Origin of the sequence: Pseudoalteromonas maris (genome assembly GCF_049257235.1) — a bacterium.
Lineage (GTDB): Bacteria > Pseudomonadota > Gammaproteobacteria > Enterobacterales > Alteromonadaceae > Pseudoalteromonas.
The window spans coordinates 500,530-521,882 of record NZ_JBMMUF010000001.1 but is presented as its reverse complement, the minus strand read 5'-3'; the positions used below and the strand labels follow the sequence as shown (position 1 = coordinate 521,882).

Below are 21,353 nucleotides of genomic sequence, written 5' to 3'. Positions count from 1 at the left end.
ATAAATGACAGACTTGCAAACAGCACTTGCTGAAATAAAGCGCGGTGCTGAGGAAATTTTACTCGAAGAAGAGTTGGTTGAACGACTTAAGTCCGGGAAAAAGCTAAAGATTAAAGCTGGTTTCGATCCAACAGCCCCTGATTTGCATTTAGGGCACACAGTTTTAATTAACAAACTAAAAACGTTCCAAGACCTTGGCCATGAAGTGATCTTTTTGATCGGTGACTTTACAGGCATGATAGGCGATCCAACGGGTAAGAATGTAACTCGTAAGCCTTTGACGCGAGAAGATGTGTTAGCTAACGCAGAGACATATAAAGAGCAAGTCTTCAAGATTCTTGACCCTGAAAAAACCACAGTCGCATTTAACTCAACGTGGATGGAGAAGTTGGGCACCGCTGGCATGATCAAACTGGCAGCGCGTCAAACAGTGGCGCGTATGCTTGAGCGTGATGATTTCAAAAAGCGTTACGCTAACGGTCAATCAATTGCAATTCATGAGTTTTTATACCCGCTGGTACAGGGATGGGATTCTGTTGCACTTGAAGCGGATGTTGAACTCGGTGGTACTGACCAACGTTTTAACCTGCTTATGGGCCGTGAGTTACAAAAAGACGAAGGTCAAAAGCCACAAACTGTGCTAATGATGCCGTTACTTGAAGGTACAGACGGCGTACAGAAGATGTCTAAGTCGCTTGGTAACTATATTGGTATTACTGACGCACCAAATGACATGTTCGGTAAAGTAATGTCTATCTCCGACGATCTCATGTGGCGTTACTATGAGCTACTTAGTGCACTGAGCCTTGAACAAATTGATGCACTTAAAGCAGATGTTGCAGCTGGTACTAACCCGCGTGACATTAAAATCAAATTGGCAAAAGAAATCATCGCGCGCTTCCACAGCGAAGAAGCTGCACAGCAAGCCCACGATGACTTCACCCAACGCTTTTCAAAAAATGCACTCCCTGATGATATCGAAGAGATGTCATTGAGCTGCGATGAGCCAGAAATGATGATTACAGCGCTTCTAAAGGATGCCAAGTTGGTTGCAAGTACCTCTGAGGCCATTCGTATGATCAAGCAAGGCGCAGTGAAAATCGATGGTGAAACCAAAGTTACTGACAGTAAGCTTATGATTGCTAAAGGCTCAACGGCAGTTTATCAGGTTGGTAAGCGTCGTTTTGCTAAGGTTACGTTGAGTTAAACCTCAGCTGTTAACGAATAAGCCACCGGTAGGTGGCTTTTTTTATGCGCTGATAATATAGCTGAAAATAATGACCGCAAGCCACAGCGCATTTATTTGCTCCACTGCTCGCACTGCCGCGCCAATGTCTTGGCATTGGGGCTGTCGATGCAGACTAACCCGCATTTTTTCAAAACGCATATCGTGGTAAAAAGCCGGTCCACCAAGTTGTATTTGTAAGCGAGCACTAAAGAAGCTCAAAATTATTCCTGTACTGCGATGATAAAAATGTTGGCCGTATACCTTTATAAATCGTAGCGCTTCTAATGCATGGCGGGAAAAAAGCAAAGGTCCTAAATAAAGAACGAGGGCTGGGAGTTGGCAGACACTGAGTAACCACTTACTGGCAATTAAATAAGCGCTATTTGGCATAGCATGCATGCGCATGGCTTGGTGCAGTTGCCAAAGCAAGGCGTAGCTAAATGCTGCAAGTCCGCCAAATACACAGTACAAAAACAAGGGCGTGAAGTAATCTTTGAGCATGCGCAACACCAGTGACTCTATACTTGCTTTAGCAATCCCTGCTTCGCTCAAGCGCGTCGTTTCGCGCACTGTTATATTGCCTAAAATTGCTCGTGCTAGTGACTTTCGGTGCTGTTTGAGTGCTTGGGCGGTGCGTTTAACTTTGTTTATCAATGTATGTGATGACAGCGACAAATAAAGTAAAAAGGCATTGAGTAATTCGGGGTAATAAACGAGTTGCGAAAATGCTGAAATGAGCACTAATGGCAGCAATACACATAGTGCAATGCTTAATACCGACGCCAACAGTAGGTATGGACTTGTATGGGTGGGTTGGTATGTACGTTTGACGAGGTTTGAAAAAATGAGCCTGACAAGCGTGAACGGATGATACCAAGACGGTAAAGGCAGCCAACGCTCCAAGGCGATAGCTGCCAGAACTAGCAATAACTCACTGTAATTGCCTAGTGTGTCCCACGTCATTTATAGGCTAACGTCTGATAGCTTAGAGAGCATAGCCATCACCATGGCAGACGAGTTCTTAGATGCTACTTCAAGGTACGCTTCAAATGAATCTGGAGATTCTTTTCCAGCGATGTCAGACAAAGAGCGGATCACTACAAATGGAGTGCCTAATTGATGACACGCTTGAGCAATGGCTGCACCTTCCATCTCCACAGCAAGCATGCTTGGAAACTGTGCTCGCGTCTGTTCGATGCGTGCAGGGTCACACATGAAAGAATCGCCTGTACACACAAGACCCACTAAAGATTTACACTGTGCAAGCTCGGCAATGGAATCCTGTGCCACTTTCACCAAGGCTGGGTGCGATTCAAACGCGGCAGGCATTTGCGGCACTTGGCCAAACTCGTAACCAAATGCAGTAACATCAACGTCATGATGGCGCAGCTCATTAGCAATAGCCACATCACCCACTGCAAGGCGCTGGTCGAAACCACCTGCAGAGCCAGTGTTAACAACACAATCGGGTTTGAAGTGATCAACTAAAATAGTGGTCGCCACAGCTGAGGCAACTTTACCAATACCAGATTGTACTAACGTAACTTCTTGGCCACTGAGCTGACCGTGGTAAAAAGTAAACCCCGCTTTTTCAAGCACATCGACGTCAGTCATTTGCTCGCGCAAGATTGCAATTTCCGGCTCCATGGCGCCGATAATACCTACTTTCATAGCTTCTCTAATTTAAATAGCAAAAACAGCCTTTAGTATATCAAAGGCTGTTTAAATATGGCATGTGGCTTTTAGATTTCTGCCAGTGCAGTGGATGTTGATATTGCGTTGCTACGCACATTGGTGCGAGCTTGAATGGGGGTCAGCACACCAGGGCGGCTTGGCTTTGGCTTTTTGGCGCTGGTATCTGGCTTACCGAGTTTAAACATAATAGCGTTACGCACATCTTCGACGCGATAGCCACTTTTGACCTTCATACGTATATGAGGAATGCCCACTGTTTCTAAGGCACCGCTAACATACCAATCTTTTTGCGCCTTGTGGCCGCCTTTATTGGCGTTGTTAACTAGGTCGACTGCCGCCACGATGGTTAGTTTATTTTTGTCTAATAACACAAAATCGAGTTGTTTATTTTTCGATTTGGTTAATGCGATCCGCTTCGACTTGTTACTTAAACTGGGTTTACAGTCAATGATGTCTGATAACCTAACACGGCTTACGATGCGGTAGTTATCTCCGACGGCGCGCTCTAATAGCATTAGAAAAGCGCTTTCTACCTGAGTGTACATTTCTTTTTTACGTACAAAGGGGTAGGGGTTTTCATTGTTGTCTGTGAACTTTGAGGCCACCGCCGAAGCGATAACCACTAGCACGAGAATGGATAAAAGCGCGAATTCCATTTTTTACTCCAAAACGAATAATTGACACACCTACTGCTAAAGCAATAACTATGCCCAAAAGTTTTGGCGTCACGAGTTAGGGTTGATAACCGCCCACAACTCCTTTGGTGGCAATTGCAACAGCATCGTGTGCGTGCAATGACTCGTAATGATTTACGCGCAACCAAAAATCGACTACATCGCTTGAGTCGTTGAGTTGGGCTTTGATTTTACGCGCCGCATCTTCACAAAACATCAGGTTCTCACCATTTAAACGTGCAAATTCCTGTTCGTCTTCACGCTTCACCGCAGTTTGTACTGGTGTTTTAAGGGTTGCTTCGATGCCATCGATAAGGGCGACAAAGTCAAACTCAGTCACAGTGCTATCTAAACGCACTTTGACTTGTGCAACAGAACGTTGAGAGTGCGGAGTCGCACTGATCCCTTCGCTAGTGCCAAGCCATTGGTGGACATCTTCAAAGTTCAACGTTTTGTCAGCAAAATCGCGGGCAAAGTTTGCTTGAATAAGTTGTCTTGCCAGTGCCGCTGAACAGGGGCAGGTCGATGAGTAAGTCACATCAACCGACACTTCAAAGCGGACCTCTGCAGCGTTTATTACCACATCGAGATTAATCGGGTAGAACTTCCATCCGCTGTTATCACTGAGCAGGGCTTTGCGGCGTAAAGGTAGCTCAAAGGCTAAGGTAAGGCGCGCTTGGTCGCTGATATCATCGTGCGAACTAATGAACTTATCCAGCGTTGCTCTGATTTCGTGCGGTGTAACACTCGGTGCGTGTGATAACTCATCTAAGGCTAAAAATAGACGCGACATGTGAATGCCTTTGGCATTTTTGTCGATGAGGTTTACAAACGCTTGCGCTTTAGCATTAACCACCGTCGGGGATAGACCTGCAGATGTGACTAACATAGGGAGCTCAATGGCACTCATGCCAACCCATTCGAGTGTTTCGGCAACTGGAGCTGAACTGGTATTAGCAATGTCTGGCATGGCGTTTTGCATGGCCTTCCTCATAGGTAAAATCGTTGGGGGTGCACAAAAGTGCGCTATTCTACCTGAAATTTAGCAAAAGTGGAGCGCCAAACAGCACAAAGGTTAGGCACTCAAGTTGTGGTCTGCAGACCTATTATTGGTCCTTTTGCTATTTTCAATCGTTGTAAACATTGTTAATATTCTGTACTGCTTAACAGCAGCGACAATAACAATAACTTGCATAACAACGATAATGATCAGTCCCATGAAACCACTTCTATCAAGAGTTGCCTCGCTAGCACTACTCGGGAGCTGCAGTATTTCCTCGGTAATGGCATCGCCTCAATTATTAATGATGGCCGATGACCTTCAAGTATGTTCGAGTGAACGCCTAAAGTACTGTAATACCCAATCGCGAGAGCGACTGAGCAAAGATACGTATAAACAACAACCTATGTTTAAAATCACCGATGAGGGACTTAACCGCATTCGTGAGATGGCATGGACAGAGCAACCTGAAATTCGCGATGAAGCAACAGGCATTTTGACGCATGCCCGCAAGCATTTTGGCGATGATACGTTTAGCCAAATTGAGTTTGAGCGTTATTTGCGTCGCAGTGACTTCAAACTGAAATCCTCTGAGCAAAGTGCTCGTGAATTTTGGTTTAGCTTGTTTGAATTTGAGCAGCAAAATTTCTTTGATTTACTCGAACAAAAACAGGCCACAGGTAAGCGTAGGCTTAGTGCTCATGTAGACTTCGAGGGCACACGTGATTGGGTTACTCAAGATGCGTTCAACGAGTTATTCGCCATAGCCACAGAGGTGGTGGATACCAAGCGTAAGCCGCGTATCGCTTTTGTAACGGGTGGTAGCCGCGACCCATATCGTGATGTCGACTATTATCAGACGTTATTTGAGCAGCTAGGCTTTGAGGCCCATTGGTTAGCGATTGATGGCGCAGTACAAACGCTGATCAGTACAGATAATACAGCCTCATGTGACGACCTTGCCTCATATCAAGTATCGCGTTTGGCAAGTTTCCGTCGTGATAGTCTGTATCCTGACTTATATGAAAAGCAGCAAAAGCTGTGCAAAGACCCAGAGCAGCTTTATGACTTGTTGCGTCGCTCTGACGCTTTATTTATTGCCGACTCAAATCCGTTACTGCTTTACCACGCGTTTTATGATGGTGCCAATAAGCCCAGTGAGTTGCTCATTAAAATCAAAGAAATGGTGAGTAAAAATCAGCTTGTGGTTGCAGCGCAAGGTGAAGCAGTTAATGCACTGGTTGGTGGCCGTAACAACGCAACTATCCTCTCAGGAGAGGGCGTACAGGTACTGGCAGACAACCCTGTCGTTTACGCTAATGGGTATGATGCGTGTCGCCTCGGCGTAGACTGTATTTCAGTTACCAATAGTCGCGAGTTGAGTTATATCAAATCGGGTGTCATGGGCTTATTCCCTTGGGGAACTATAGATACTGAAGTTGCACGACAAGGCAAGCAGCCGCGTTTAATTAAAACCGGTGTGCAGTCATCAAGTGCACTTATTTTAGGATTAGATAGCAATAGTTACGCGACTGTATCGAGCCTAGATACCGACAAAACCGACATTGAAATTCAAGTGTTCGGTGAGGGTGGCTTATGGCTTGGTGATTTGCGCCAAACAAATGACTCTTTATCGATGGCGTACCAATTTGGACCGTTCGACAGCTACTTTCTTACCCATGAAGATAAAATTAATTTGCGCGGTGGCGTGATTAATGTTGACTTAGCGGCGTGGAAAAATGCGGTTAACACCACAAGCACAGGCCCCATTGTAAATTCGTCAACGCCATTTAGTCGTGCGAATTATCATAAACTAGGGCAAATGCAGTGTAACACTGGTGCCGCCAATGCCGGTGGTAGCAGTGATATTGATGAGCAGAGCTATGAGTTAAGCCTCAGTGCGAGCGGCGCTACCAACATGCGAAAAGGCGTATTGGTTAAAGGCGGTAAGCGCGTAGGAGTATGCTCTTTCGCAAGAATATCGACTCAGATACTGCCAAAGATACTATAAGTTGATTACAATAGAGGGGTTTGCAGCAAAACCCCTTTTTTTATGATTGACTCTTCCCTGAGCCCTTGGGTTCGTGTTCTAACAAATTTACTTGCCCGATTTGGGATCTGGTATGCAGCCGCCATAGTCTATGGCGTATTCATTATTGCTGCGCTGATCTTAAGTGCAATGTTCTATTATGTCGCCACCGGCGAGGTAATGTTGTTAGATTTGCTCGCCGTTGTATTCTTTACTGCTGTCAGCTCCCCATTAGTGATCATGGTGGTGATGCAGTCCGTGACCCAATTGCAAGACTCACAAAAGTTTCTGCAATCAGCCACAAAACAAGAAAAGCTACTAAACCAATCTCTTAAAGATAATATTCGCCTTCTCAATACCGAAATTGACGAACGTAAAAGAGCGCTTAATGCCAAGTACCGAGCGATTGATGAATTGCGTAGAGAGATTGCTGAACGTAAGAAAACACAGGTTGAGCTTGCGCAACAAGGGATGTTGTTACGCTCGATTGTCGACTCGTCACCTGACTTGTTTTACTACCGAGATCAAGACGGCGTCTTTGCTGGCTGTAATAAAATGTTTGAGAAGGTCATGAACCGCACCTCAGACGAGCTAATTGGTAAAAAAGTAGAAGAGATATACCCCGCAGAATATCTGCCAGACGTGCTAAAAACAGATCGTCAAGTAGAGTCCACTCATGAGGCGTTGACTCTGGACGTACAATACCCAGTGGATGGTGAATACCATTGGTTTGAAATGCGCAAGTTACCGTTTATCAATGACAAGGGCGAGTACATTGGTCTGTTGGCGTTCGGTCGTGACATTACCAGCCGTAAAGAAGCTGAGCAGGCATTAGAGACAGCCTATAAAGACAAGGGTAAATTCATTGCCACCTTATCCCATGAATTAAGAACCCCGCTAAACGGTATTGTCGGTTTGACGCGGATGATGTTGGACACTGAATTGAGTCAACAGCAGCGCAGTTGGTGTAATACGGTCTTCTCTAGTGCCGAAACACTTGGCAATATCTTTAACGATATTATCGATTTAGATAAGATTGACCGCGAACAACTCGATATCGTGACAGAGCCAGTAAGCGTCACCGGCTTTATCGATGATGTGATTAACTTTGGCGCCTTGATAGCTGAGCAAAAGTCCTTGTCATTTGATGTAACTCGTTCAGGCGATTTAGATGTTTACGCGCAAATCGACCCAACTCGCTTACGCCAAGTTTTGTGGAACTTGATCAATAATGCAGTGAAGTTTACCACCCATGGTGGTGTGAAGTTAGAATGTCGTCATCAACAACAAGAGTCGCAAAGCTGGCTCATTATGACCGTAACTGACTCCGGTATAGGTATCGGTGAAGAGCAGTTAACCCACATTTTTGACATGTATTACAAGGCGCCAGATGCCAGCGGCGCAAACGCCATAGGCTCGGGAATTGGCTTGGCCGTAACCAAGGCCCTAGTTAAAGCTATGGGCGGTGAAATTCAGGTAACCTCAACAAAAGGCAAGGGCAGCACATTTATGGTGTTGATCCCGCTTGCGCTAACTGAGCCACCGCAAGCGCAAAGTTATGAATGTAAGAGCCTCAATATTCTACTAGTCGAAGACGTTCCCCTGAACGCAGAAATTGCGACTAACTTGCTAGAGCAACGAGGTCATGAAGTGCTCTGGGCTGAAACCGGTGAAGATGCCTTGGCCTTTGTTGAAACTGAAGATGACCTAGATCTCGTTCTTTTGGATATGCAACTGCCAGATATTAATGGTGATGTGGTAGCGCGAGAAATACGTGCGCAAAGTGAGTTCGACCATCTACCCATTGTTGCCCTGACCGCCAATGTTCGCAGCGCAGAGGAAGAGCTAAAAGGTATAAACATTCAGGGGGCCTTGGCCAAGCCGATTAATACCGCAAAGCTAGATAAAATGCTGGCTAAGCTCTTTGGTTTTGAAAAACAAACGATTCAACAAGCAGCAGCGCAACGTTTGGTGCAACAGCAGGTGACTAAAAATATCGTCATTGATGAAGAGTTGCTAGATAAAGACATCATTACTGAATTCCTCGACTCTATGGGCGTGAAGGCCTTTTCACGAAGCACGGAATTATTCGCCAAGCTCGCTCCGGGCTATCAACAAGAATTGCTTAGCGCTCATGATAGCGATGTGGCTGAATATAAGTCAGTGGCGCACAAAGTGAAAGGAGCTGCAGGGTCAGTCGGCCTCAAAGCTGTGCAACTACATGCTAAGCAGATGGAAAATGAGTGTGTTGATGTATCTGTTGAATGTCGTGCGAAGTGGCTAGAAGAGATGGACGTGAAAATAAAAGAAGGGCTCAAGGCCCTTCAGTCATTCTTATCTAGTTTGCCAGCTGATTAAGAGGTGCTGTCAATTTTGCCGATGAAGCGATAGCCTTCACCGTGAATAGTGCTGATAAGCTCAGGGGTGCTTGCATCACTTTCGAAATGCTTACGAATACGACGGATTGTTACGTCGACAGTACGGTCGTTTGCGCGTAGCTCACGGCCAGTCATATGCTTAATAAGTTGCTCACGACTGAAAATACGACCTGGAGAATCCAGCATCAAACGCAATGCGCGATATTCACCTTTAGGTAGGCGTTTTGACTCGCCAGCTGGAGATGTTAAACAGCGACTGTTTTCATCCAATTCCCAACCGTTAAAGTTAACTACGCCATCAGCATCTAATCCTTGCTCATCTTTGCTTGACGCTGTACGAGAGATTAGGTTGCGCGCGCGAATGGTTAATTCACGAGGGTTAAACGGCTTAGTGATATAATCATCAGCGCCGATTTCTAAACCAAGAATACGATCGACATCGTTGTCACGGCCGGTCAAGAAAATAAGGCCAACGTTGCGTTTTTGACGTAACTCACGGGCGAGGATCAGACCGTTCTTACCTGGTAGGTTGATGTCCATAACAACCAGATTAATGTCATCATTGGTGGTGAGCTTGTCATGCATATCATCACCATCAATGGCTTCAATCACCTTGTAGCCTTCAGCTTCGAATAAGCTAACGAGGTTCAGACGGGTAACGTCTTCATCCTCAACGATCAGAATGACTGGCGTTTGCATTTTTTATTAACCTTTTCGGAATATATTATTTATATAAATTCGGGAAATAGGAACCTTTCCGAATACTTGCGATTATAGGAGTATATCTAAATGTTAACAAGTAAAATCAATTTGGATAAAACTTAGAAATACTCAATAGCCGAGCTTGAATTTTGAAATTAACTTGCTCGAGGCTTTCTTTATTGACATACAATCGAATCTTATCGCCTTCTTGAATAAGAGCGATGACACCGCCATTGGCGAGAAATTCGAAATTATCCCCAATGACTAATGTATTAACGGGGAGGATTTTAAGCCAAGGGGCTAGTATATCATTGTCTACTTTGCCTTCAAAGTATGTGATGTCGCAACGACCTAAAAGTTCCGGATTTTTTGTACTTTCACTTAAATCAATGATATCGACGGGGTGTGGATTTACTTCGAGGTCTGGTTTTTCAATAAACGCTTGGCCAACACCCGTTGATAAATCATAAAAGCAAAACCGGATAGCGGTGCTTTGCGCGTGGGTAAAGTCAACAAAATGGGCTATCTTGACAAGTTTATTGGCTCGCAAATCAGCCAAAGGTTGCGCCGCATTTACGCACAGACTAATGAGCATCAGAGTCACAAACAACAGACGCATGAGTTACTTTACCTCAGTGTAGGGTAACTGCACGATAAAATGGCTTCCAGATTCATCAGAGCGCTCTAGATAAACGCTACCAGAGAGTGCTTGCGTCGCTAGATTGTACACTAAATGCAGACCTAAACCGCTGCCGCCTGAGCCACGATTCGTGGTCACAAAGGGGTCAAATATCCGTGGCTGTAACGTTTTGGCAATGCCTCTACCGTTATCGATAAAGTCAATTTGCATTTTTCCTGCGCCAGCCGTAACGCGTATTTCAATGCGAGCGGTTTCCACTTTATCAAAAGCATGGGTCATTGCATTGCTTATCAGTTGCTGCAATATCTGTTGAATCGGCCCAGCCTTAGCGTTGATGTGCAGGTCCGGTGGACAGTCGACGATGACCTCAGGTTTCACCTGTGCGAGTTCTTCATTCATGCTGGTTAGCACATCATTGATCAGCGAATGCACGTCAATATCGGATTGCTTTTCATTATCTTGAGTGACGGCAAGCTTCTTAAAGCTGGCAACTAGATCCGCTGCACGATTAAGGTTTCGATAGATGAGGGATAAATTCTCTTCACCATCAATAAGAAATCGTCCTAGCTGCACAGAGGTGAGTGTTTTATTGTCAAATGCAGTGCGTATTTCACCAAGACGGTCGCGTACTAGCGTTGATGCTGTGATCCCCAAACCAAGAGGGGTATTTACTTCGTGCGCAACCCCTGCAACCATCTGCCCCAAAGACGCCATTTTCTCGTTTTCAACAATTTGGTTCTGATATTGATGCATACGTTCCAAGGTGCTTAATAACTCTTGGTTTGCATCACGCAGTGCATCAGTACGCATACTCACTTTTTCTTCTAGGCTGTGGTTGAGCGCTTCGATTTCCTTTTTATCCATTTCATGGCGTTCGATATGCTTCTCTGTTCGCTCTAGCATGGTATTCACACTGGCGCACAGTTGATTGAGCTCAGTTATTTTTGTATCTGGTGCTTGTACTTTGTAGTTGCGGTCTTTAGCGACATTTTGTAGTAATTGACTGAGATCATTGATGGGTTGACCCACATAGTAATGGAACAGCCTTGCGATAGCATAGGCTAGGATCAACACTGCAATACTCAGTATTAAGTCGATAATGATTTTTCTATCAACGTAATTGTTGATCTTCTCTAAGGTGGCGCGAATATACACGTGACCGACGACTTCACCGTCAAAAGTAATGTCTCTTATTATTTCATAGTGGTCGTCAGCCAAGACACCTTTAGAAAGCAGAGCCAACTGTTCTTTGTCTGTTCTTTCTCTTACCGGTGGTGTGCTTTTCGCATTGTAGCTGGCGAAGAAACTTACACCGTTGTCTGCAATTTTATAAATGTGCACATTCTTTATTGCTTGTTCAGACTCTAGTGCTTTGAGGCGCTCTTCTTCGGATTTATTATCATCAAACAGAACCGTAATTTGCGCATCATACGCAATAAGACCGGCTAAAGTATTGATACGCTCTTTGAGCATGGTCTGCTGTTCACGCATATCAATATACGTTGATATGGTGATGGAGATAAATAAAGTGAGGGTGGCCACGGACATGATCGCATAGATAAGCGCTTTTCTTATGCTTGTTGTTGAGCCGTTTTTGGTCATAGCGAAGTTTTATATATTTTGGCCATAGTTAACATTAAACTAGTTTAGCAAATCATTGAATACTCATATGTTAATTTCTCGAAATCAGTCAGTTTTGAGCACGAAAAATAATCATGAAGCTATTTTTCAGGCCTATCTAAACGTGCGCTTCGTGTTTTTTGACTATATAGCTTCACGCGCCAACGGCGTTATTGTTAGCGCCAACAATCCCAAAGGGCAACGTTGCGGTAAGCGCTTCAATCAGCGCGCTGCGCTCAAACTCGAGGCGTGCAGCAAAAGGTTGTTTGCAGCGTCTGGGTTTGGTGGCGATTGCACCATGCGTTATCGCGAGAAAAGTGTGTTGATACGTGCCAACAAGAAAATGGCGATGCATTTAATGCGTCGATACCGTCAAAACGGTGTCTATTTATTAGCGCAAGGGAAGGTGTCTTTATTACTTGCTGATGGACAGCAATTTGGGTTGCCAGAGTCTTTTGATGCTCTTCAGATAGCGAAGTTTAAGCGACCTCGGCAATTACCGAGGCACAATCGAGCTGATTATTTTAGCGGTTTTGGTATACAGCAAAACGCTTAGTTTTTGCGATGGTTTCATGGTGCTTAAATTGCGCTTGAAGTTGCGCAGGATAAGCAAGGAAACTGTTTGCAACTAGGGTCAATTCGCCACCTCGGTTGAGGTGATTTTTCGCCGCCGCAAAGAAGCGTTCAGTGATTTTATAATCCGTTTTCAAACCAGTATGAAATGGTGGGTTACTGATGATCAAGTCATAACGCTTGTTTACTTCGCTTAACCCATCACTGAGCAGCACTTCGCCGTCTATATCATTCGCGGCAAAGGTTTGAGTACTTGCGTAAGCAGCGAGTGCACTCACGTCTAACGCCGTCACTTTTAGCTTGTCATTACGCTTTGCACAGAAGCTGGCAATAATGCCTGCACCACAACCAAAATCGAGCAAGCTCTTAAGTTTTGGGTAAGCAGGAATGCTATCGAGCAGCAGTGCTGTACCATCATCGAGCTGGCCGTGATTAAATACCCCAGGTAAGCTCACAATTTTGCAAGTCAGCTTCTGGCCAGCGATTTCGCGCTCTACAGTAAACACTTTTTGGTAGTTACTAATCGCAAACTCATCCAATGTGTGTATTTGCGTGTATTGATACAACTGACAATGCTTTGCTGAGTCTACCTTGTAGCCATCGGCTAAGCCCTTGAGTTGCTTTTCAATAGACTTAACGCCACCTTTTTTCTCACCCACGACGAGCAACATTGCATCATCTTCAACGCTCGCGCGAATGTTGTCGAGCGTCATCAAGGCCTCAGCTTTGGCTTTAGGATAATAATAAATGACTAAATCGAATTTCTGCTGTGGGAGCTGATGCGACACTACGGTGCTTATGTTCGCAGCTTTGAGTTGATTCTTCGCAAATTCACCGTCAGCGAAATTATAGCTAAAGAAGGTAATAGCGGCGTTTGGGTTGAGTGCACGCAATTGGTGAGCAAAGCCATCGCAGTTAAAGTTAATAACTAAGATTGATGCACCGGTTAGTAGCTCTTCAGAGCGCAGTAATAGCTGCGATGGATTACTCAATTGCATCTTATTTCACACGCTCAAACATGAGGTCCCACACACCGTGACCAAGGCGGTGACCACGTTGCTCAAACTTGGTTAGCGGGCGAGAATCCGGGCGTGGTACATAGTCATTCGTAGTTGATAAGTTGGCAAAATTCTGTGCACTTTGCATCACTTCAAGCATATGCTCGGCGTAGTTTTCCCAGTCAGTCGCCATGTGAAATACACCACCTATTTTTAATTTGGTGCGTAAGCTTTCAACAAACTCTGGTTGTACGATACGACGCTTGTGGTGACGTTTTTTGTGCCAAGGATCTGGGAAAAATAATTGCACCTTTGCCAAAGAGCCATCGCCAATACAGTCAGCCAACACTTCGACTGCATCATGTTCAAAAACACGCAGGTTGCTAATACCTTGTTCGTCGGCATCCATAAGGCAAGCACCAACGCCTGGGCGATGTACTTCAATGCCTATAAAGTTGGTGTTTGGATCGTTCTTTGCCATTTCAACAAGCGATTTACCCATACCAAAACCAATTTCAAGTACAACATCGTTGTCGTTGCCAAACACTTGGGTGAAATCAAGCATGCCATTTTGATGCTCAAGACCCATCACCGGCCAGCACTTTTCTAAAGACGCAGCTTGGCCTTTAGTTAAGCGGCCTTCACGTTTAACAAAGCTACGCACTTTACGGATATATTTGCCTTCAGCTTGCGCTTGTTCTAACGCTTTTTGTGTTGATTCACTCATGATTTTGGCTGTCTCTAATGAAAATGGGTGCGTATTATCCCCACTTGTGTGTCTAAGTACAAGTAATGGGCTATTGATATTTGGCCACACAATTATAGACTGAGCGCAATTTTAAAGTGTAAAGAGTATTACTGTGGATTTATCGCAACAAACCAAAGAGTGGTTCGCTGGGCAAATCAAAGATTGGTATGAACTTTATGGGCGCAAAACCCTGCCTTGGCAGCTAGCGAAAACGCCCTATAAAGTGTGGGTTTCAGAAATCATGCTGCAACAAACTCAAGTTGCCACTGTTATTCCTTACTTTGAACGCTTTATGGCGCGTTTTGCCACTATCGAAGAGCTTGCAGCAGCACCAGAGGACGAAGTGCTGCATTATTGGACTGGACTTGGTTATTATGCTCGCGCTCGTAATTTGCACAAAACCGCAAAAATTATTTGTGCGCAACATGGTGGTGAATTTCCGCAATCGTTAGATGGAGTCATGGCTTTGCCCGGCATTGGCCGCTCGACAGCCGGCGCAATTTTAAGTTTGTCTCGAGGCGAGCATCACCCTATTTTGGATGGCAATGTTAAACGTGTATTAGCGCGTTTTTTCATGGTTGAAGGCTGGTATGGGGTTAAAAAGGTTGAGAATCAATTGTGGCATTTGAGCGAGCAATTAACCCCTAAAGAGGGTGTTACGCAATTTAATCAAGCCATGATGGACTTGGGCTCAAGTCTGTGCTCACGCAGTAACTTTGATTGTGAGCCGTGTCCTTTAAAGCGCCATTGCCAAGCATTCAACGCGGGCAAGGTCAAAGAGTTTCCTCACTCTAAACCAAAAAAAGAGGTGCCCCAAAAAGCGTGCACCATGCTTATTCCTATTTATGACACTCATACCTTCATGGAGAAGCGCCCTAGTAGTGGTATCTGGGGAGGCTTGCACTGTTTTTTAGAGTTTGCAGACAGCGACGGTGCGCTAACCTATGTGGCGCAACAAGGTTGGAGTGGGCAAGAGTATGCACTTGAGCCTTTTACGCATATATTTTCACACTTCAAGCTCACTATTAACCCAGTGATCATTCACTTAAATAGTGGTTTAGATTCGTTAAATGATGTTGGATTAATGCAATACAACTTGTTGGAACAGCCTGAAGTAGGCTTGGCAGCACCCACTAAAAAGTTACTCAAACAAGTTAAAAAGTATGTCGCTAATGCCAGCGCCTGAGCATTAATGTAAACTACAGCTAATTACACAGAGAAATAAGTAGAAGAGGAACAATATGGCACGCACTGTATTTTGCCAAAAACTGCAAAAAGAAGCCCCTGGGTTAGATTTTCAACTTTATCCAGGAGAAGTGGGTGAGAAAATCTTCAACAACATCTCAAAAGAAGCATGGGCCCAGTGGCAACAAAAGCAAACCATGCTAATCAATGAAAAGCACCTCAATATGATGGAGCCAGAGCACCGCACTTTTCTAGAAGAGCAAATGGTTGGCTTCTTATTTGAAGGTAAAGAGGTGGAAATTGAAGGTTATCGTCCACCTGAAAAGTAAGCAATTTGCTGGGATTTTCGGCAAAAAATCCCAGTTTGCATGAATTGTGTGCAAACGAATTGTTTATTTTAAAAAATGGTTGACTTGATATCCTAAAAACCGTTTAATACGCCGCACGCCCAGATAGCTCAGTCGGTAGAGCAGGGGATTGAAAATCCCCGTGTCGGTGGTTCGATTCCGCCTCTGGGCACCATTATCAAAGGTGTTTTTGATTTATCGAGAACACGTGCAATAAATGCACACGTTTTTGTGTGCCTGCTTAGCTCAGTTGGTAGAGCAACTGACTTGTAATCAGTAGGTCGCCAGTTCGACTCCGGCAGCAGGCACCATTTTATTCGCCCAGATAGCTCAGTCGGTAGAGCAGGGGATTGAAAATCCCCGTGTCGGTGGTTCGATTCCGCCTCTGGGCACCATTATTAGATGATGGTGCTAAATAGTACTTATCATTTTTGCCCAGATAGCTCAGTCGGTAGAGCAGGGGATTGAAAATCCCCGTGTCGGTGGTTCGATTCCGCCTCTGGGCACCACAGCTTTGTGTGCCTGCTTAGCTCAGTTGGTAGAGCAACTGACTTGTAATCAGTAGGTCGCCAGTTCGACTCCGGCAGCAGGCACCATTTATAAATAAACCCCGATCAGAGATGGTCGGGGTTTTTTATTGTCTGTATCAATGCGTTCGATATTAAAAAAGCGACACTCAGGTCGCTTTTTTGTATGACTATACTGACAGAGCTTAGTAAATTTTACCTTCGCTCTTATCTGTAAGTGGGGCTACGCGCGATGGCGTGAGCTCAGCACGAGCAAGCGGTGCGCTCGCCTTTGCCAGAAGCATTACCGATTTGTAGATAGAGTCGAAATCAAGATTTGCTAGCTCATCATTTACCGTGTGGTAATGATCGTTGTTTTCCATGTCTGTTGAACTAAAGCTGTGTGCCGGTACACCTAAACTGGCTAATGATGCATTATCCGAGCGATAAAATAGATTGAGCTTAGGATAAGGATTAGCCTGGATGTGATTTTCTTCGGGCAGACTTTGGTTTAGCACTGTTTTTAAGTCTGATTTGTCTGCGCCTGTCATCCATAAGTTACCACTACCAAACGCAGAAGGTTTACCGATCATTTCGATGTTGATCATCGCCGCTATCTGGTCAGGATTTTGGGTCTTGGCAAAGTGCTCAGAGCCAATGAGTCCCATTTCTTCAGCCGTAAAAGCGGCAAACATCAAAGTGCGCTCATTATCGGCTAAATGAGCATAATGTTGCGCTAGGTTTAGCATAGCTCCAGTGCCTGACGCATTATCGTTGGCACCGTTGTATATGGTGTCTTGTTCACTGTCATTGTTGTGAGCATGTTGCTCGTCTTTGCTCTGGCCGAGGTGATCGTAATGCGCACTGAATAGCACAACGTCAGCATCGGCCTGCCTTCCTGGTAACATACCTACCACATTGGTCAAACGTTGGCTGGTCACCTCGTTCACTACCTTTACGTTTAAAGAGGTAACGTCCGTCTCATTGCTAAGCACCATCACTAACGCGCCTTGGTCTTTAAGTTCAAGCTTACTTAGACCTGCATTGAAGTAGTTTTGGTAGCGAACAAACATATCTTTATGGGTGTTATCGACCATCACAAGATGATTACCACCTTGGCTGTTTATATTGCGCAAGGTGTTGCGCACGTCCATTGTTGCATCAATATAGGTAATGGTGACATCATCATTGTTGAGCCATGAAAAGCCAGCAGATTGCGATGCTACGCCAACATGCTCAGCGGATATATCCACCTCGTTAATACGTACCGACACATCTAGCGGCTTTACAATATGTAAATGGAATTGTTGTTTAAAACTGTTGCTGCCTGACAGGGGTTTGAGTCCCATTGTCTCAAAGCGCTTTTCGATATAATCAGCAGCTACATCAATTTCAGCGCTAAAGCTTTTACGGCCTTTTAAATCATCACTGGCAAGGTAAGCAATATCTTGTTCTAATTGATTTTTATCAATATTCAGTGCTGACTTGCTGGCATTGCAGCCACCGAGAATTAATCCAGCAGCGACTAGGCTTAGTAACGGAAATGTCTTTTTCATTTTCAGTTCTCAAAAAAAAGCAAAGCGTCACGGGATAGACACTTTTTATGTGCTCAGCAGTGTAGAGCAATCAGCGAGCGATCAGAAGTGAGCGCACAGTATTTGCGTGATGCATTTTGTATATAAATGTTTCAACGTGATTGCTCAAGTTTACGCCCAAATAAGCGCACAGCTGATTTGATTACGCCACCACACGCTCGACTATCGACATCAACCAAGAAAAGTACAGCGGCGTGATAATAGGGGTTAGCAATGCACTTAATGCCATTGCGGTAGAGGCGTAAGCGGCACTGAGCTCATTATCAGCAATAGCGGTCGCGGTGCCAATCGCGTGGCACGCTCCACCAAGTGCAGTACCTTGTGCGGCCTTGTTGGTTATTCTCACTGCTCGTAAGAAAGAAAAGCCGAGCACAGCACCCACGACACCGATGAGAATGACCATAGATGCTGCAATACTGGCGATACCGCCAAGTTGCTCAGTCACCAATAAGGTGATTGGGGTTGTCACTGCTAGGGTGGCCAATGAGGCTGTAAGTTGTTCAGGGGCACCCAAAAGAGTGGCTATCACAAGAGCAGTTGTTGTCGCGCAAACGATGCCTGCCGACACCGCAATGCACAGCAACATCAGTTGCCGTTTAAGCTGGTGAATTTGTTTGTACAAGGGAATAGCCAATGCAACAACGGCCAGCTCCAGAAGATAGTTAAAGGCGAAAGTTGACTGTGTGTAGTGTTGAACATCCAGGTTGAATGTCACCAGCACACAAGCGGAAATTAAGATTGTCCAAAGCACAGGATTTAAAAATGGACTATTTACACGCAAGTGCAAAGCGCGCAAGCACAAGAAGGTAATAACGGTGAGAGGGAGGGCTAAATACATCATGTCACTTTCCAAAGCGCTGCATAAGCCAACCAATCACAATCAGCCCCACTAAAGGCACAATGAATAAGCAGGCTATCAACACTGGCCACTGAACACTGATTAACTCGCTATGCTCCACCACTTTTGCGGCGGCGGGAACAAAAAAAAGTGGCATAAAATTCAGCAAAGGCACGGTGCCAGAATATACCCAATGTAATTTGATAAGACCGCATTGCAGAGCAAGGAATAGCGCCAGCATGGCACTTAACGCGGGTGGAAAGGACAGGTTAACTATATCACTGAGCCAATGTGCCAATAGTAAAAAGCCAGTCAAAATTAACCAGCTAAGCAACATACATTTTACGGCATAAAGCTTACTACCAGTGTTTTCTTGCTCTGTATTCATGCTTGTCATCGTGGCTGGCGTTGTAAATTGCGGTTCGCGTGTTTTTATTAAGTAACAAACGTATCTGCGAGAGCGTTTCTTTAGCTAGCAAGCGCCTATTGTGATATCGATACGCTGTGTTGTTTAGTCGCTTAATGGCAGCAAGGGTATCGGGTGAGCGCTCAGTCATTCGCTCAACCAGTGCTTGTGCCGCTTTTAAAGGAGAGTTGCTGATGGCGGTAATTAATCCAGAGTCAAAAGCCTGCTGCGCACAGATGGGATCTGCCGACATTGCTAGATGCAAATAATCATCAGCTTTCATCAATCCGCCAATGAGTAAACTTGCGCCCATATCAGGGCATAGCCCCCACTTAGCTTCCATGACTGCAAAGCTTGCATCTGCTGTGGCAATTCTGAAATCTGCTCCCAAAACAATTTGCATACCGCCACCCCAGCAACGACCTTGAATGGCCGCAATGACAGGCACGTTGAGCTGCTGCCAGCCTAACGTTACGCGCTGCGCGAGATTTTGGTTTCCTGGAAGCCATTTAAAGAGCAGAGAAAAGATATGTGCAGGCTTGGCCATCACACTTTTTACGTCTAAGCCAGTGCAGAAATCCTCTCCCTGAGCTTGCAAAATTACGGCGCGGATTTGACGGTTCTTTTTTAACTTTTTAATGATGTTGTCTAACTGTTTGAACATCAAAAAACTCAAGGCATTACGTTTTTCAACACGGCAAAATGTGACATACGCAATCTGATCGGTTATTTCAAGGCTTATCATTATTATCTCCTCTGACCTCTAGCAATTTAACCCAAACCATGCGCCATGTCATTTTGTTGTGCACTTCAATAGATTACCATGTATCTTATTTGGAAACGCTGTCATTGCCATACCATTTATACCTGTAACCGCGTAATACAGTCAGTAACAAATTAGTCTATATTTTCAATGAACTGAATTAACTCTGATGTGTCGGTAATGGTGCCATCGGCTAACAATTGCTACGAATATAAATATACCCAGAAAAGAGAGGACCTATGCCTAGTTTTGCTAAGGATAACAAATTGATAACAAAGACATGTTTAATGACGTCAGTACTAGGTGCTGTTTTGCTCAGCGTAGGTTGTTCGGACAAACCCCAAACCAACACGCAAACACCTGCTCCTGCGGTATCAGTGTATGAAGTGCAGCAAGAACAAATAGGTCGTTACCGTGAATTTGTCGCCCGAACTGAGGCATTTCAAGAAGTTAATATTCGTACCCGAGTAGCGGGAGAGTTAATCGAACAAAATTTTACTGAGGGTGCGTACGTAGAGAAGGATCAGCTCCTGCTGAAAATCGATCCTTCGGAGTATCAAGCTACTGTATCTGAACTTGAGGCTGCACTGAGTAGCAACAAAGCGGTTGCGCAACGCTCCCAGCGAGACTTGAAACGCGGCAGAGAAATAGCTGGCGACGGTTTTATTTCGGCTGCAGATTTAGACAAACTACAAACCAACTTTGATCAGGCACAAGCGGCAGTAAAATCCGCAGAAGCAGCGCTTGAAAAAGCACAGCTTAATCTGAGTTACACGCAAATGCATGCGCCATTCAGTGGTCGCATCGGTAAAATCAATTATGGCGTAGGCAATATCGTAGATCCAAGCTCGGGGCCGTTGGCGCAGTTGACTAATATCAATCCAATTTATGTCAACTTCCAAGTCGAAGAGGCTGACTACATCAGCTATCAACAAAAGAACGTGGCGCAAGGCACTGATTTGAGCAATGCACCTATTGAACTGCGTTTGCGTTTGCCCAATAACACAGAATTCTCACAACCTGGCGAGCTCGATTTTGCTGACACAAAAATTGATAGATCTACCGGTACGGTGGAGTTAAGAGCCAAATTTGATAACCCAGACGGCATTGTTATGCCTGGTTTATTTGTTACCTTAATTATTGAAAGTAAAGACAAACAAGAGCAAGCCTTGGTGCCTCAAGCTGCGGTGCAAGTGAATCAGCAGGGCAATTTTGTGTTGGTAGTAAAAGAAGACAACACGGTTGCTCAGCGTTTAATTGAGCTAGGTCGTCGTATCGATGCAATGTGGGTTGTGACCTCTGGATTGCAGCACGGAGAGCGAGTAATCGTAGAGGGCATGCAAAAGGTGCGTTCGGGCGTGAGTGTTAATCCAGTTCCAAAGCACGTTGACCGCAAAACAGGCGTGATCAGCGATAAAGCTTAAGGAA

Annotated in this window: 20 protein-coding genes and 5 tRNA genes; 12 read left to right on the top strand and 13 right to left on the bottom strand. The window is 44.9% G+C overall.

What is annotated here, in order from left to right; genetic code table 11:
- The first annotated feature begins 4 nt into the window (after positions 1 to 4).
- Positions 5 to 1,207, top strand: a complete 1,203-nt coding sequence (gene tyrS / locus AAEU32_RS02590) for a tyrosine--tRNA ligase (RefSeq protein ID WP_421968961.1) — start codon at positions 5 to 7, stop codon at positions 1,205 to 1,207.
- 42 nt (positions 1,208 to 1,249) lie between these two features.
- Here tyrS and AAEU32_RS02585 read toward each other — a convergent pair whose 3' ends face one another.
- The 4 genes from AAEU32_RS02585 to folE2 form a co-directional block, all read right to left on the bottom strand.
- Complete coding sequence (locus AAEU32_RS02585) at positions 1,250 to 2,191, bottom strand: cobalamin biosynthesis protein CobD/CbiB (protein WP_421968960.1); 942 nt, start codon at positions 2,189 to 2,191, stop codon at positions 1,250 to 1,252.
- The gene (gene mtnN, locus AAEU32_RS02580) at positions 2,192 to 2,899 is read right to left on the bottom strand and encodes a 5'-methylthioadenosine/S-adenosylhomocysteine nucleosidase (RefSeq protein ID WP_421968959.1); all 708 of its coding nucleotides are present in this window, start codon (positions 2,897 to 2,899) and stop codon (positions 2,192 to 2,194) included. It abuts the gene before it with no gap.
- 71 nt (positions 2,900 to 2,970) lie between these two features.
- Complete coding sequence (locus tag AAEU32_RS02575) at positions 2,971 to 3,579, bottom strand: DUF2726 domain-containing protein (protein WP_421968958.1); 609 nt, start codon at positions 3,577 to 3,579, stop codon at positions 2,971 to 2,973.
- 76 nt (positions 3,580 to 3,655) lie between these two features.
- Positions 3,656 to 4,579 (bottom strand): GTP cyclohydrolase FolE2, encoded by a 924-nt coding sequence (folE2, locus tag AAEU32_RS02570; RefSeq protein ID WP_421968957.1) that lies wholly within the window; start codon positions 4,577 to 4,579, stop codon positions 3,656 to 3,658.
- Positions 4,580 to 4,814: 235 nt separating this feature from the next.
- On the opposite strand from folE2, the gene AAEU32_RS02565 reads away from it, so the two are divergent.
- Both AAEU32_RS02565 and arcB read left to right on the top strand, forming a co-directional pair.
- Complete coding sequence (locus AAEU32_RS02565; protein ID WP_421968956.1) at positions 4,815 to 6,608, top strand: type 1 glutamine amidotransferase family protein; 1,794 nt, start codon at positions 4,815 to 4,817, stop codon at positions 6,606 to 6,608.
- Positions 6,609 to 6,650: 42 nt separating this feature from the next.
- On the top strand, positions 6,651 to 8,984 hold the full coding sequence (gene arcB, locus AAEU32_RS02560) for an aerobic respiration two-component sensor histidine kinase ArcB (RefSeq protein ID WP_421968955.1): 2,334 nt from the start codon (positions 6,651 to 6,653) through the stop codon (positions 8,982 to 8,984).
- Here the strand turns inward: arcB and arcA are convergent.
- The 3 genes from arcA to AAEU32_RS02545 form a co-directional block, all read right to left on the bottom strand.
- Positions 8,981 to 9,703, bottom strand: coding sequence for a two-component system response regulator ArcA (gene arcA / locus AAEU32_RS02555; protein ID WP_421968954.1), 723 nt, complete (start codon positions 9,701 to 9,703; stop codon positions 8,981 to 8,983). The genes arcB and arcA overlap by 4 nt on opposite strands.
- Before the next feature lie 106 nt (positions 9,704 to 9,809).
- Positions 9,810 to 10,325: a YfiR family protein gene (locus AAEU32_RS02550; RefSeq protein ID WP_421968953.1), complete on the bottom strand. Its 516-nt coding sequence runs from the start codon at positions 10,323 to 10,325 to the stop codon at positions 9,810 to 9,812.
- A 3-nt stretch (positions 10,326 to 10,328) separates the two neighbouring features.
- Entirely contained in the window at positions 10,329 to 11,948 is a 1,620-nt protein-coding gene (locus AAEU32_RS02545) for an ATP-binding protein (protein ID WP_421968952.1), read from the bottom strand.
- Between the two features lie 67 nt (positions 11,949 to 12,015).
- On the opposite strand from AAEU32_RS02545, the gene AAEU32_RS02540 reads away from it, so the two are divergent.
- Positions 12,016 to 12,522, top strand: a complete 507-nt coding sequence (locus tag AAEU32_RS02540; RefSeq protein WP_421968951.1) for a DUF3293 domain-containing protein — start codon at positions 12,016 to 12,018, stop codon at positions 12,520 to 12,522.
- Here the strand turns inward: AAEU32_RS02540 and AAEU32_RS02535 are convergent.
- Entirely contained in the window at positions 12,491 to 13,537 is a 1,047-nt protein-coding gene (locus tag AAEU32_RS02535) for a methyltransferase (RefSeq protein ID WP_421968950.1), read from the bottom strand. The genes AAEU32_RS02540 and AAEU32_RS02535 overlap by 32 nt on opposite strands.
- Position 13,538: 1 nt before the next feature.
- Positions 13,539 to 14,264, bottom strand: a complete 726-nt coding sequence (gene trmB / locus AAEU32_RS02530) for a tRNA (guanosine(46)-N7)-methyltransferase TrmB (protein ID WP_421968949.1) — start codon at positions 14,262 to 14,264, stop codon at positions 13,539 to 13,541.
- Between the two features lie 133 nt (positions 14,265 to 14,397).
- On the opposite strand from trmB, the gene mutY reads away from it, so the two are divergent.
- The 7 genes from mutY to AAEU32_RS02495 all read left to right on the top strand — a co-directional run bounded on the left by mutY (position 14,398) and on the right by AAEU32_RS02495 (position 16,413).
- Positions 14,398 to 15,471, top strand: coding sequence for an A/G-specific adenine glycosylase (mutY, locus tag AAEU32_RS02525; RefSeq protein WP_421968948.1), 1,074 nt, complete (start codon positions 14,398 to 14,400; stop codon positions 15,469 to 15,471).
- A 55-nt stretch (positions 15,472 to 15,526) separates the two neighbouring features.
- Positions 15,527 to 15,799, top strand: coding sequence for an oxidative damage protection protein (locus AAEU32_RS02520; RefSeq protein ID WP_421968947.1), 273 nt, complete (start codon positions 15,527 to 15,529; stop codon positions 15,797 to 15,799).
- A gap of 117 nt (positions 15,800 to 15,916) precedes the next feature.
- A tRNA-Phe gene (locus AAEU32_RS02515) sits at positions 15,917 to 15,992 on the top strand.
- A 60-nt stretch (positions 15,993 to 16,052) separates the two neighbouring features.
- Positions 16,053 to 16,128: transfer RNA gene (locus AAEU32_RS02510), tRNA-Thr, on the top strand.
- An 8-nt stretch (positions 16,129 to 16,136) separates the two neighbouring features.
- Positions 16,137 to 16,212 (top strand) — tRNA-Phe (locus tag AAEU32_RS02505).
- 38 nt (positions 16,213 to 16,250) lie between these two features.
- Positions 16,251 to 16,326, top strand: a tRNA-Phe gene (locus AAEU32_RS02500).
- A gap of 11 nt (positions 16,327 to 16,337) precedes the next feature.
- Positions 16,338 to 16,413: transfer RNA gene (locus AAEU32_RS02495), tRNA-Thr, on the top strand.
- Between the two features lie 116 nt (positions 16,414 to 16,529).
- Here the strand turns inward: AAEU32_RS02495 and AAEU32_RS02490 are convergent.
- From AAEU32_RS02490 to AAEU32_RS02475, 4 genes are all read right to left on the bottom strand, one after another.
- Positions 16,530 to 17,879, bottom strand: coding sequence for a M28 family metallopeptidase (locus AAEU32_RS02490; protein ID WP_421968946.1), 1,350 nt, complete (start codon positions 17,877 to 17,879; stop codon positions 16,530 to 16,532).
- A gap of 181 nt (positions 17,880 to 18,060) precedes the next feature.
- Positions 18,061 to 18,759 carry an LrgB family protein gene (locus AAEU32_RS02485; RefSeq protein WP_421968945.1) on the bottom strand — a complete coding sequence of 233 codons (699 nt, stop codon included), beginning with the start codon at positions 18,757 to 18,759 and terminating at the stop codon, positions 18,061 to 18,063.
- A gap of 1 nt (position 18,760) precedes the next feature.
- Positions 18,761 to 19,144, bottom strand: a complete 384-nt coding sequence (locus AAEU32_RS02480) for a CidA/LrgA family protein (RefSeq protein ID WP_421968944.1) — start codon at positions 19,142 to 19,144, stop codon at positions 18,761 to 18,763.
- Positions 19,116 to 19,907, bottom strand: a complete 792-nt coding sequence (locus AAEU32_RS02475; RefSeq protein WP_421968943.1) for a crotonase/enoyl-CoA hydratase family protein — start codon at positions 19,905 to 19,907, stop codon at positions 19,116 to 19,118. The genes AAEU32_RS02480 and AAEU32_RS02475 overlap by 29 nt, the downstream gene beginning before the upstream one ends.
- A 305-nt stretch (positions 19,908 to 20,212) precedes the next feature.
- Between AAEU32_RS02475 and AAEU32_RS02470 the strand changes: the two genes are divergently transcribed.
- Positions 20,213 to 21,349 carry an efflux RND transporter periplasmic adaptor subunit gene (locus AAEU32_RS02470; RefSeq protein ID WP_421968942.1) on the top strand — a complete coding sequence of 379 codons (1,137 nt, stop codon included), beginning with the start codon at positions 20,213 to 20,215 and terminating at the stop codon, positions 21,347 to 21,349.
- The last annotated feature ends 4 nt before the right edge of the window (positions 21,350 to 21,353 follow it).